This window comes from Xanthomonas sp. CPBF 426, assembly GCF_903989465.1.
Taxonomy (GTDB): domain Bacteria; phylum Pseudomonadota; class Gammaproteobacteria; order Xanthomonadales; family Xanthomonadaceae; genus Xanthomonas; species Xanthomonas euroxanthea.
The window spans coordinates 3,374,586-3,387,104 of the sequence record NZ_LR861805.1 but is presented as its reverse complement, the minus strand read 5'-3'; the positions used below and the strand labels follow the sequence as shown (position 1 = coordinate 3,387,104).

Below are 12,519 nucleotides of genomic sequence, written 5' to 3'. Positions count from 1 at the left end.
TAGCCGCTCTTAAGTCAAAGGGTCCGGCTGACCACAACCACGACAGCGCTGCGCTAGACTCGCCGGACTCTACATTCTCGCATCCCTGTGCCCCGACGCCACGACAACGACGCTCCCGACGATTTCGAGGACGATTCCACCGAGCAAGGCTCCCGCTGGCAACGCAGGCTGATTGTCTGGGCCTTTGCGGCATTCGCGCTGGCGCTCGGTTTCCTGATTCCCTATACGGTGTATCTGAACAAGCAGGTCACCCAGCGTTTCGGCGAGCTGCGCTGGCAGATTCCGACCCGCGTGTACGGGCGGCCGTTGGTGCTGGCGCCAGGCAATGCGCTGGATGCGGCCACCCTGAAGACCGAGCTGGACGCAGCCTCCTACCGCGACGACGGGCAGGCCAAGCTGGCCGGCACCTACCAGCAGGACGGCAGCCGCTTCACCATCGCCAGCCGCGGCTATGTCGATGTGGACGGGCGCGTGCCTGCGCGGCGGGTTGAGGTCAGCCTCTCCGGTGGGCGCGTGGCCAGCCTACGCGACGCCGGCGACCGCAAGGCGCTCAAGAGTGCGCGGCTGGATCCGGCGCGCATCGCCACGCTGTACGGGCAGAAGCAGGAAGAACGCCGCCTGGTGCGCATGGAAGAAGTGCCCGAGCTGCTGGTCACCGGCCTGCAGGCGGTCGAGGACCGCGACTTCAACAGCCACCACGGCATCGACCTGAGCGGCATGGTGCGCGCGGCCTGGATCATGGCGCGCTCCGGCGGCCAGGTCCGCCAGGGCGCCAGCACCCTGACCCAGCAGCTGGCACGCAGCGGCCTGCTCGGCATCGGCAAGGAACAGACCCTCACCCGCAAGTTCAACGAGATCCTGTACGCGGTGATCATGGAGGCGCGTTACGACAAGCGCACCATCCTGGAGGCCTATCTCAACCAGGTCTACCTGGGCCAGCGCGGCGGGCAGGCGATCCACGGCGTGTCCTCGGGCGCGGAGCTGTGGTTCGGCCGCGAGCTCAATTCGATGACCACCGAGCAGATCGCCTTGCTGATCGGGCTGGTCAAGGGGCCGTCCTACTACGACCCGCGGCGTAACCCGGAGCGGGCGCTGGATCGGCGCAATTTCGTGCTGGGCAAGCTGCACGAAAACAACCTGATCGACGCGGCCGAATACAAGCGCGCACTGGCCGCGCCGCTGGGCGTGCCCACCGAGCCCGGCCTGGTCGCGGCCAATCGCTTCCCGGCCTATGTGGACCTGGTGCGGCGCCAGCTGGCGCACGACTACCCGGAAGGCGTGCTGCAGGGCGCCGGCATGAGCGTGCTGACCGGCATGTCGCCGTCCGCGCAGGCGTATGCCGAAGGCGCGGTGACCGGCACCATCAAGCGGCTGGACAACAAGAAGCGCCCACCGCTGCAGGCCGGCCTGGTGCTGACCGACGTGCATAACGGCGATGTGCTGGCGGTGGTCGGCAGCCGCGATGTGGCCAAGCCGGGCTTCAACCGCGCGGTCGAAGCGCAGCGGCAGGTCGGCTCGTTGCTCAAGCCGTTCGTGTACCTGCTGGCGCTGGCCTCGCCGGACCGCTGGGCGCTGTCCAGCTGGGTCGACGATGCGCCGGTGACGGTGCAGCTCAGCCGCGGCAAGACCTGGTCGCCGGGCAATTCCGACAACCGCAGCCACGGCACGGTGCGGTTGATCGATGCGCTGGCCCATTCCTACAACCAGGCCACGGTGCGCGTGGGCATGCAGGTCGGCCCGGAGCGCATCGCCCAGCTGATCCAGGTCCTGGCCGGCATCAAGGCCGATACCAATCCGTCGTTGATCCTCGGTGCGACCGACCAGAGCCCGTACGGCATGGCGCAGCTGTACCAGTTCCTGGCTGCCGGCGGCGAGATCCAGCCACTGCATGCGGTGCGCGGCGTGCTCGATCCGCAGGGCAAGCTGCTCAAGCGCTACGACAAGACCCCGGCGCCGGCGCAGGAGGGCGATTCGGTGGCGGCCAACCTGATCAGCATCGCGCTGCAGCAGGTGGTCAGCGGCGGCACCGCACGGCAGTTGCTGGGCGATGGCCTGGGGCGGCTGTCGCCGGCCGGCAAGACCGGTACCTCCAACGACGGCCGCGACAGCTGGTACGCCGGCTACACCGGCGACCACCTGGCGGTGATCTGGATGGGCAATGACCAGAACGAGCAGACCGGCCTGTACGGCGCCACCGGCGCGATGCGGGTGTGGTCGAGCATCTTCGCGCGGCTGCCGAGTGCGCCGTTGAAGGTCAGCGGGAAGGGCCTGGACTGGCAGTGGGTGGATGCGGCCGGCACCGGCGTCACCGATGCTGGCTGCCCGGGCGCGCGCCAGTTCCCGTTCGTGGTCGGCTTCACGCCGGCCTACGCCCCCTGTGCCGGCAATGCACCGTCGATCGAAGGCGTGCCCGGCGACGCAGCCGCGCCGGCCGAGCAATCCAGCGGTGGTGGCTGGCGTCGCTTCTTCGGTCTGGAAAAGAAGCCGGAAGACCCCGCGCCGGCGCCCGCCGCGGCTCCACCTGCACATTGACTGGAGTGACCTGATGAACCGACTGCACCGTTTGCTTGCCCTTGCTGGCGTGTCTGCCGCACTGACCGCCTGCGTCAGCGCGCCGCCGCCGCCGCCGCCGACCCCGGTGGACCCGACCACGCCGACACAGCGGCTGTTGCTGATCGAACGCGAGGCCGGCGTCGACGACACCGAACTGTCGGTGCAGCCATTGCGCGACCCGCAGGTGGACGATCTGCGCGAGACCGCCAAGAGCAAGCGTCAGTCCGGTGATCTGGCCGGCGCGGCGGCGGCGCTGGATCAGGCCGTGGGCCTGGTCTCCGGTGATCCGGCCATCCTGCAGGAGCGTGCCGAAGTGGCGGTGCTGCAGGCCGATTGGCCCGCCGCCGAGCGGTTTGCCAAGCAGGCCATCGAGCTGGGCTCCAAGACCGGGCCGCTGTGCCGTCGGCATTGGGCCACCATCGAACAGTCGCGGCTTGCGCGCGGCGAGAAGGAAAACGCCGCCTCGGCCAAGTCGCAGATTGCCGGCTGCACGGTGCCAGGCGTGAAGCGCTACTAAGCACGCAGCGATGCCGGTTGCGCTTGCCGCAAGGCGAGCGCGGCGGCGTGTGCTGCAGCCGGTGTCGCGCGCGCAGCCGTGCGACGCGCCATTGTCGCCTGCACCGCCGCCAGCGGCGTCGTGCAGTGCGGCGTGCGGCATATGCCAGCTGCGGGGGGGCGGTTGCCGTCGCCGGCCCGCAGGCGCAACCCACCCGGCATCACCGCGCACGCGCTAGGCTGTCGCGCTTGCCCCAGCTTTTGGTCCCATGTCCCAACTTGCCACTGCCAGCATCGAGGCGCTCAGCGAGGGCGGGGCGCTTGCGCGTCAGCTCGATGCGTTCGCGCCGCGTGCTGCGCAATTACGCCTGACCGGCGCCATTGCCGAGGCGTTCGAGGCGCGCGATGTGCTGTTGGCCGAGGCCGGCACCGGCACCGGCAAGACCTACGCCTATCTGGTGCCGGCGCTGCTGTCGGGGCTGAAGACCATCGTGTCGACAGGCACGCGCGCGCTGCAGGACCAGTTGTTCCATCGCGACCTGCCACGCGTGCGCGCCGCGCTCGGCATCGGCCTGCGCAGCGCGCTGCTGAAGGGCCGCGCGAACTACCTGTGCAAGTACCGCACCCAGCAGGCGCGCGGCGAACCGCGCTTTGCCACGCCCGAGCAGGTCTCGCAGTTCCAGCGCATCGTGGCCTGGAGCGGGCGCACCCAGTTCGGCGACATGGCAGAGCTGGAAGCCTTGCCGGACGACTCGCCACTGCTGCCGCTGGTGACCTCCACCGTCGACAACTGCCTGGGCACCGAATGCCCGTTCTACGGTGAATGCTTCGTGGTGCAGGCGCGCCAGCGCGCGCAGGCGGCCGATCTGGTGGTGGTCAACCACCATCTGCTGCTGGCCGATCTGGCGCTCAAGCAGGAAGGCTTCGGCGAGATCCTGCCCGGCGCGCAGGCCTTCGTCATCGACGAGGCGCACCAGCTGCCGGAACTGGCGGCGAACTTCTTCGGCGAAAGTTTCGGCATGCGGCCGTGGCAGGAGCTGGCGCGCGATTGCATGGTCGAAGCGCGCCTGGTTGCCGGTGCGCAGGCCAGCCTGCAGGAACCGATCCTGGCCCTGGACGAGGCCTTGCGCGGCCTGCGTGCGGGCATGGAAGGCCTGCCCTCGCGCGGCACGCAATGGCGCGCGCTGGCCAGGCCGCAGGTGCGCGAAGGCTTCGATGCGGTGCTGTCGTCGCTGGCGCGCCTGGGCGAGGCCTTGCTGCCGCTGCGCGAGGCCTCGCCCGGCTTCGATGGCTGTTCTGCGCGCGCGCAGGAAGCGCTGGCACGGCTGTCGCGTTGGCTGGGCGAAGACGCGCCGGTGCCGGATTTCGACCAGGAGCTGCCGGACACCATCGACAACGACGTGCTGTGGTACGAACTCAGCCCGCGCGGGTTCCGCTGCCAGCGCACGCCGCTGGACGTGTCCGGCCCGCTGCGCGAGCACCGCGAGAAATCCCATGCGGCCTGGGTATTCACCTCAGCCACGCTGGCGGTGGGCGGCGAGTTCGACCACATCGCGCAGCGCCTGGGCCTGAGCGATCCGGTGACCTTGTTGCAGCCCAGTCCCTTCGACTGGGCGCGCCAGGCGTTGTGCTATCTGCCGCCGAACCTGCCCGATCCGGCAGCACGTGGATTCGGCACCGCGCTGATCGCGGCGCTGACACCGGTGCTGGAGGCCTCCAACGGCCGCGCCTTCCTGTTGTTCGCCTCGCACCGCGCGCTGCGCGAAGCGGCCGAGGCCTTGCGCGGTGCACCGTGGCCACTGTTCGTGCAGGGCGAAGCGCCGCGTGCCACCTTGCTGCAGCGTTTCCGCACGTCCGGCAACGGCGTGCTGCTGGGGTCGGCCAGCTTCCGCGAGGGCGTGGATGTGGTTGGCGATGCCCTGAGTGTGGTGGTGATCGACAAGCTGCCGTTCGCCGCGCCCGACGACCCGGTGTTCGAAGCGCGCCTGGATGCGATCCGCCGCGACGGCGGCAACCCGTTCCGCGACGAACAGCTGCCGCAGGCGGTGATCGCGCTCAAGCAGGGCGTGGGCCGGCTGATCCGCAGCGAGACCGATCGCGGCGTGCTGGTGCTGTGCGACCCACGGCTGGTGAACAAGGGCTACGGCCGCACCTTCATGACGTCGCTGCCGCCGTTTGCGCGCACCCGCGAGATCGGCGATGTGCGCGCGTTCTTTGGCGTCGCCGAGCCGGTGGGCGACAATGGCGTGCTCGCGCTGCCGTTCGGCGACGCCTGAGCGTCCCCTTCCTGCCTGCGGTCCTGCCATGAAAGTCCTCGCGTTCGAGACCTCCACCGAAGCCTGTTCCGTCGCGCTGCACATCGACGGCCGCGTGCTCGAACGCTTCGAACTGGCGCCGCGTCGGCATGCCGAACTGGCGCTGCCGTGGGCCGAACACCTGCTCGCCGAGGCCGGGATCACGCGCCGCCAGCTCGATGCGATCGCGGTCGGCCGTGGCCCGGGCGCGTTCACCGGCGTGCGCCTGGCCATCGGCATCGCGCAAGGCATCGCGCTGGGCCTGGACCTGCCGGTGCTGGCGGTGTCCACGCTGCAGGTACTGGCCTTGCGCGCGCCCGCCGAGGCGAGGCAGGTGCTGGCCTGCATCGATGCGCGCATGGGCGAGGTGTATGCCGGCGTCTTCGCGCGCGATGGCGACACACTGCAGGAGCTGGCAGCGGAAGTGGTGTGCGCACCGCAGGCCTGCGTCGTGCCGGACACGCTGCACCGCTTTGCCGGTGTCGGCAGCGGGTTCGCCGCTGCCGATGCAGTGCTGCAACAGCGGTTCGCAACGCAGCTGACCAGCATTGATGCCGCCGCGTTGCCGCATGCGGCCGACCTGCTCACGCTGGCCGTGCCGGCGCTGCTGCGCGGCGAAGGCGTGGCGCCGGAGCGGGTGGAACCGGCGTACCTGCGCGACAACGTGGCGCTGACCCTGCTCGAGCAGCAGGCCGCACGCGCAGCCAAGGCCGCTGGCGCCGCGCCATGACCGACGCGTTGCAGCGTGCACGTTTCCGCGGTTGCCTGCTGGGCCTGGCGGTGGGCGATGCGCTCGGCACCACGCTGGAATTCTGCGCGCCGGGCAGCTTCACGCCGATCGACGACATGCGCGGCGGCGGCCCGTTCGCACTGCGCGCCGGGCAGTGGACCGACGACACCTCGATGGCCCTGTGCCTGGCGCACAGCCTGCTGTATCGGCAAGGCTTCGACGCCGCCGACCAGATGAACCGCTATTGCAACTGGTACCAGCACGGTTACCTCAGCAGTACCGGCGCCTGCTTCGATATCGGCGCGACCGTGCGGCAGGCGCTGGAGCGCTATCTCGATGGCGGGCCGGCCTTCAGCGGCAGCACCGATCCGCGCTCGGCCGGCAATGGCTCGCTGATGCGGCTGGCGCCGGTGGCGATGTATTACGCGCACCGCCCCGCCGAGCTGGGCGAGCGCGCCGCCGACAGCTCGCGCACCACGCATGCCGCTGACGAAGCGCTGGATGCCTGCCGGCTGTTCGCCTTCCAGTTGCGTGCCGCGCTGCTCGGCAGCCAACGCCAGCAGGTGTTGCAGGCCCGCTGCGAAGGGCTGTCGACACCGGCGCTGCGTGCGTTGTCGGTGCGCGACCATCGGGCGGTTCCCGCCGCCGGGATCCGCGGCACCGGCTACGTGGTCGATGCGCTGTCGGCGGCGCTCTGGTGCTTCGCCACCACCGACACGTTCGCCGATGCGGTGCTGCGTGCGGCCAACCTGGGCGACGATGCCGACACCACCGCGGCCATCTGCGGTCAGCTGGCCGGTGCGTTCCATGGCATCGAGGCAATTCCCGCCGCCTGGCGCGCGCGCGTGCAGGATGCCGACGCCATCATCGACCTGGCCGATCAGCTCTACGCAGCGGCGCAGGTCACCTGAGCTGCACGCACCGCACGCGTCAACGCCGTCTGCCGGGCAGGCATGCCGCAGAAGGACGCGTCCTGGTCGGACGCGCGACAGCTCAACGATCGTCGTGCAGCTCGCCGCCAGGCAGGAACAGCCAGGTGCGGGTGACCTGCAGGATATCCACGTCGTCCTTGGTCCTGGGCAACGGCGGGAACGGCTGTGCCAGCTGCACCACCCGCAGCGCTGCCGCATCCAGGGTCGGGGTGCCGCTGGAGATCAGCACGCGGCTGCTTTCCACGCTGCCGTCGCGGCGCACGCCCACGCTGATCACCACCTTGCCGCCGAGCCGGCGCCGGCGCGCCTCGTCCGGATAGTTGAGGTTGCCGACGCGCTCGGCGCGATCCACCCAGGCACGCAGGTAGTTGGCGTAGGCGTATTCGCGGGTACTGGCCGAGACGAACTTGCGGTTGGGGCGCTTGGCGTATTGCTCCGAGCGCAGATGCACCTCGGCGGCGAGCCGGGCCATTTCCGCGTCGCGTTGCACGCGTTGCGCATCGGTGGGCGAGAGCGGGTCGGTCTGCGGGTTCGGCTGCGCGGTGGGCACGGTCTGCTCGCCGCGGCGACTGGTGACCACGCGGGTCTGGGTCGGGTCCGGCGCCTGCACCGTGGTCGCGCGCTGCGCCTGCGGTGCCAGCCCGCTGCGGTCCTGCGGCACCACGCCGGGCTGGCTGTCGCGCGGGCGTTGCGCGGTGGCGTGATCGCCGCCGCCCTGCTGGTTGGCCTGGGCCAGGAAATCGGCCTGCCTGGGTGTCAGCGGGGTGCTGGTCTGGCTGAAGATCACATCCAGCGTCGGCACCAATGGTGCGTCCTCGCTGACCGCAAACCCCACGCCCAGGATCAGCGCGCCGTGCAGCAGCAGCGAGATCACCAGCGTCGCGGTCAGCCGGCGACGCTCGTCCACGGCAGCCGGCTGTGCCGCGGCCGCGCTCATTGCGCCGCGCCGGCCTCGATCGCGTCGAACAGCAGCCCGGCGATGTTCAGGCCGAACTGCGCATCCAGCTCGCGCACGCAGGTGGGGCTGGTGACGTTGACTTCGGTCAGGTAATCGCCGATCACGTCCAGGCCGACGAAGCGCATGCCGCGGCGGCGCATTTCCGGGCCCACCTGCGCGGCGATCCAGCGGTCGCGCTCGGACAGCGGCCGGCCTTCGCCGCGCCCGCCGGCGGCCAGGTTGCCGCGGAATTCGTCGCCTTGCGGAATGCGGGCCAGGCAGTAGTCCACCGGCTCGCCATCGACCAGCAGGATGCGCTTGTCGCCGGCGGTGATGTCGGGGATGAAGCGCTGCGCCAGGGTCAGCTTGCGATTGCCGTCGGTCAGCGTTTCCAGGATCACGTTGAGATTGGGGTCGCCGGTACCGCTACGGAAGATCGAGCGCCCGCCCATGCCGTCCAGCGGCTTGAGCACGGCCTGGCCGTGTTCGAGCACGAAGGCCTTCAATGCCGCCGCATCGCGGCTGACCAGGGTCGGCGGGCAGCACTGCGGAAACAGCAGCGCGGCCAGCTTCTCGTTGTAGTCGCGCAGGCCCTGCGGGTCGTTGACCACCTGCGCGCCGGCGCGCTGGGCCACGCTCAGTACCTGGGTGTCGTAGATGAACTCCGCATCCACCGGCGGGTCCTTGCGCATCAGCACCACCTGGCCGGGACCGAATGCCAGCTCGGCGAACTCGCCCAGGGTGAACCAGCCGGTCGTGTCCTCGCGCACGCTCAGCGGCGCGACCTGCGCCACCGCGCGTCCCTCGCGCAAGCTGAGTCCGCCGGGGCGCACATACTGCAGGCGGTGACCACGCCGCTGCGCTTCCAGCAACATGGCGAAGGTGGTGTCTTTGGCGATCTTGATGGAGGCGATGGGATCCATCACCACGACGACGTCGAGCGACATGGGCAGCTAAACCTTTAGAACAGGCTGCCGATGGTAACTTCAAGCGGTGGGCGATGGCGCGCCCGGCCGGTCGTGGATGCGCGACTTGCCGGCCGACCCGCAGCCGTCCACAGTCGGAACGTCCGCCTGGCGGGCCCCCGGCAACGCACCCTTGACAGTCAATGCGGGTCTTGGGATATACATGTCGTTTCGCAGCGACGCCGGAAGGGAAGAAGCGTCGCGCGTCCGGGGATATTTGCATGACTGAAAACATGGCTGCGGGTGGGGAACTCGCAGGACTGAAGGTGATGGTGATCGATGATTCGAAGACCATTCGCCGCACCGCCGAAACGCTGCTGAAGCGGGAAGGCTGTGAAGTAGTGACGGCGACCGATGGTTTCGAGGCACTGGCCAAGATTGCCGACCAGCAACCTCAGATCATTTTTGTCGACATCATGATGCCGCGCCTGGATGGGTACCAGACGTGCGCGTTGATCAAGGGCAACCAGCTCTTCAAGTCGACGCCGGTGATCATGCTGTCGTCCAAGGACGGCCTGTTCGACAAGGCACGCGGCCGCATCGTCGGCTCCGAGCAATATCTGACCAAGCCGTTCACACGTGAAGAACTACTGAGCGCGATTCGCACGTACGTCCACGCCTGACCAGGGGGAAAGGCAACATGGCTCGAATTATATTGATCGAGGACTCGCCCACCGACAGGGCAGTCTTCAGTCAATGGCTGGAAAAAGCAGGCCATACGGTCGTCGCCACCGACAATGCCGAGGAGGGACTTGCGCTGATTCGCAGCCAGGCGCCCGATCTGGTGCTGATGGACGTGGTGCTGCCCGGCATGAGTGGCTTCCAGGCAACGCGTGCATTGGCGCGCGACCAGGCCACCAAGGACATCCCGGTGCTGCTGGTCAGCACCAAGGGCATGGAAACCGACAAGGCCTGGGGGTTGCGACAAGGTGCCAGCGACTACATCGTCAAGCCGCCGCGCGAAGACGACCTGATCGCCCGCATCAAACAACTGGTGCGTTGATGCGTTCTCCATTCGACATTCTCGAAGACTACGAGCGTCGTAGCCTTGCGCACGCCACGCCGCTGCCGGAACGCCAGTTCTCGGCCGATATCTGGCGCGGCGTCGGTTATCGCGTCGGTACCCGGCGGCTGGTCTCGGATTTCCGCGAAGTCGCGGAAATCGTGCCGATGCCGCCGGTCACGCCGGTGCCGGGCGCCCAGCCCTGGCTGCTGGGCGTGGGCAACCTGCGCGGCAACCTGTTCCCGGTGATCGATCTGAAGCAGTTCCTGGAGGGCCGGCGGACGGTGCTGCAGGAAGGCCAGCGCGTGCTGATCATGCGCCAGAGCGGCGGCGACGTCGCGCTGACCATCGACGAGCTGTACGGCCAGCGCAGCTTCGAGCAGGCCCAGGCGGTCGAACCCGGCGAGCTGGCACAAGGCCGCTACGCCCACTTCATCGACCGTGCCTTCCGCAACGAGACGCAGGACTGGGGTGTGTTCTCCCTGGCGTTGCTGTCGCGCACCCCTGAATTCCGGCAGGCCGCGGCCTAAGCCGCGACCCCGCCACGTCATACAGATCGAGGTCGAACCATGAGTACCGCCCCGGACGCCCGCAAGACCAACAAGCTCGGCAGCGTCAGCACCAGCTTCTGGCTTGGTTTGCTGGTGTTGTCGATGATCGTGTTCGGCGCCAATACCGGTGTCGCCACCTGGCAGGGCAGTCGCCTGGCCGGTGCCGGTACCGGTGCGGCCGATCTGCAGGTGCTGTCGCAGCAGCTGGCCAACCAGGGCCGCGAAGCGGTGTCCGGCGACCCGAAGGCGTTTGCCGCGTTCAAGGAGACCAAGGGCCGCATCGACAGCACGGTCAGCGAACTGGATGGCCGCTACGGCAAGGAAGGCTCGGTCGCCAGCGCGATGGCCCAGCTCAAGGCGACCTGGGTGCCGCTGAGCAAGAACGCCGACCAGATCATCGCCAGCGAACCGGCGGTGCTCGGCCTGTCCGGCAACGCCGAACGCTTCTCCGGCAGCGTGCCGCAGTTGCAGGCGCAGTTGAACGAAGTGGTGCGCGCGATGACGGTCAGCGGCGCGCCCGCGGCACAGATCTACAACACGCTGCAGCAGGTCGTGGTCGCCGGCACCATGGCGCGCCGGGTGACCGAAATGCGCGCCGGTGGCGCCAATGCCGCCGCCTCCGGCGATGCGCTGGCGCGCGACGCGGTGGTGTTCACGCAGATGCTCGAAGGCCTGCGCGCAGGCAACGACGAGCTGGGCATCGCCGCGGTGCGCAACCCGGCCGCGCTGTCGGCGCTGGAGCAGTCGCAGGCGCAGTGGGCGACGATGAAGAAGGACGTCGACGCCATCCTGGCCAGCTCGCGTAACCTGTTCGCCGCGCAGTCCTCGGCCGCCGCGCTGACCGCCGGCTCGAACAAGATGCTCGACGACAGCAAGAAGCTGTTCGATGCGTTCTCGGCATTCGGCTCGGTGCGCGACACGCGCCTGTTTCCGAACTTCTGGCTGGGCGTGGTGTCCGGCCTGCTGGCGTTGCTGGCCATCATCGGTTTCGTCTGGAGCTCGGTGCGGGTGCGCTCGCGCGAGCAGGACGTGCGTTACCAGGCGCAGGTGGAATTCAACAGCCGCAACCAGCAGGCGATCATGCGGCTGCTGGACGAAATCAGCTCGCTCGGTGAGGGCGACCTGACGGTCAAGGCCTCGGTGACCGAGGACATGACCGGCGCGATTGCAGACGCCATCAACTACGCCGTGGACGAGTTGCGCCACCTGGTGACCACCATCAACGACACCTCGGCCAAGGTCGCCGTGTCGACCCAGGAAACCCAGGCCACGGCGATGCAGCTGGCCGACGCGGCGGGACAGCAGGCCAACCAGATCACCACCGCCTCCGAGCGCATCAGCGAAATCGCCGCCAGCATCGAACAGGTCTCGCGCAACTCCACCGAGTCGGCCGAAGTGGCGCAGCGCTCTGTGGTGATCGCCGCCGAGGGTGCCGGGGTGGTGCGCGAGACGATCCAGGGCATGGACCAGATCCGCGACCAGATCCAGGAAACCTCCAAGCGCATCAAGCGCCTGGGCGAATCCTCGCAGGAGATCGGCTCGATCGTGGAACTGATCAACGACATTTCCGAGCAGACCAACATCCTGGCGCTCAACGCCGCGGTGCAGGCCGCCTCGGCGGGCGAGGCCGGCCGCGGTTTCGCGGTGGTGGCCGACGAAGTGCAGCGCCTGGCCGAACGCACCTCCGGCGCGACCCGGCGGATCGAAGGCCTGGTGCAGACCATTCAGGCCGATACCAACGAGGCGGTCAGCTCGATGGAGCAGACCACCTCCGAAGTGGTGTCCGGTGCACGCCTGGCCGAAGACGCCGGCACCGCGCTGACCGAAATCGAGCGCGTGTCCAACGCCTTGAACAACCTGATCAAGAACATCTCCATCGCCGCGCACCAGCAGTCGGCCGCAGCGACGGACATCACGCAGACCATGGGCGTGATCCGTCAGATCACCAGCCAGACGTCGCAGGGTGCGGAACAGACGGCCGAGTCGATCGGCAACCTGGCTCAGCTCGCTGCCGATCTGCGCCGTTCGGTCGCCGACTTCAAACTGCCGGCGTGAGCAC

General features: G+C 68.9%; 11 protein-coding genes. 9 read left to right on the top strand and 2 right to left on the bottom strand.

Translation table 11 applies throughout. The features are described 5' to 3' along the window. Window positions 1–87: 87 nt before the first annotated feature. The 5 genes from mrcB to H7A87_RS14435 all read left to right on the top strand — a co-directional run bounded on the left by mrcB (window position 88) and on the right by H7A87_RS14435 (window position 6,983). A complete protein-coding gene (gene mrcB, locus H7A87_RS14455; RefSeq protein WP_119127698.1) occupies window positions 88–2,532 on the top strand; it encodes a penicillin-binding protein 1B in 2,445 nt (814 codons plus the stop codon). A gap of 13 nt (window positions 2,533–2,545) precedes the next feature. Next, a complete protein-coding gene (locus tag H7A87_RS14450) occupies window positions 2,546–3,070 on the top strand; it encodes a hypothetical protein (protein WP_104584642.1) in 525 nt (174 codons plus the stop codon). A gap of 247 nt (window positions 3,071–3,317) precedes the next feature. Next, window positions 3,318–5,324 (top strand): ATP-dependent DNA helicase, encoded by a 2,007-nt coding sequence (locus H7A87_RS14445; protein WP_119127700.1) that lies wholly within the window; start codon window positions 3,318–3,320, stop codon window positions 5,322–5,324. 28 nt (window positions 5,325–5,352) lie between these two features. Continuing rightward, entirely contained in the window at window positions 5,353–6,072 is a 720-nt protein-coding gene (tsaB, locus tag H7A87_RS14440) for a tRNA (adenosine(37)-N6)-threonylcarbamoyltransferase complex dimerization subunit type 1 TsaB (protein WP_119127702.1), read from the top strand. Further along, complete coding sequence (locus H7A87_RS14435) at window positions 6,069–6,983, top strand: ADP-ribosylglycohydrolase family protein (protein ID WP_115677714.1); 915 nt, start codon at window positions 6,069–6,071, stop codon at window positions 6,981–6,983. Before tsaB ends, H7A87_RS14435 begins: the two co-directional genes overlap by 4 nt. Window positions 6,984–7,065: 82 nt before the next feature. On the opposite strand, the gene H7A87_RS14430 is transcribed toward H7A87_RS14435, so the two are convergent. Together H7A87_RS14430 and gshB are read right to left on the bottom strand one after the other, a co-directional pair. Next, window positions 7,066–7,941, bottom strand: a complete 876-nt coding sequence (locus H7A87_RS14430) for an energy transducer TonB (protein ID WP_104584634.1) — start codon at window positions 7,939–7,941, stop codon at window positions 7,066–7,068. Then, entirely contained in the window at window positions 7,938–8,888 is a 951-nt protein-coding gene (gshB, locus tag H7A87_RS14425; protein ID WP_104584632.1) for a glutathione synthase, read from the bottom strand. Before gshB ends, H7A87_RS14430 begins: the two co-directional genes overlap by 4 nt. A gap of 239 nt (window positions 8,889–9,127) precedes the next feature. Between gshB and pilG the strand changes: the two genes are divergently transcribed. The 4 genes from pilG to H7A87_RS14405 are packed head-to-tail and all read left to right on the top strand — an operon-like array spanning window position 9,128 to window position 12,515. Then, window positions 9,128–9,529, top strand: coding sequence for a twitching motility response regulator PilG (pilG, locus tag H7A87_RS14420; RefSeq protein WP_104562659.1), 402 nt, complete (start codon window positions 9,128–9,130; stop codon window positions 9,527–9,529). Window positions 9,530–9,546: 17 nt separating this feature from the next. Further along, window positions 9,547–9,909, top strand: coding sequence for a response regulator (locus tag H7A87_RS14415; RefSeq protein WP_024940328.1), 363 nt, complete (start codon window positions 9,547–9,549; stop codon window positions 9,907–9,909). Next, window positions 9,909–10,439, top strand: coding sequence for a chemotaxis protein CheW (locus tag H7A87_RS14410; protein WP_014508568.1), 531 nt, complete (start codon window positions 9,909–9,911; stop codon window positions 10,437–10,439). The genes H7A87_RS14415 and H7A87_RS14410 overlap by 1 nt, the downstream gene beginning before the upstream one ends. 39 nt (window positions 10,440–10,478) lie before the next feature. Further along, a complete protein-coding gene (locus H7A87_RS14405) occupies window positions 10,479–12,515 on the top strand; it encodes a methyl-accepting chemotaxis protein (RefSeq protein WP_119127704.1) in 2,037 nt (678 codons plus the stop codon). Window positions 12,516–12,519 lie beyond the last annotated feature (4 nt).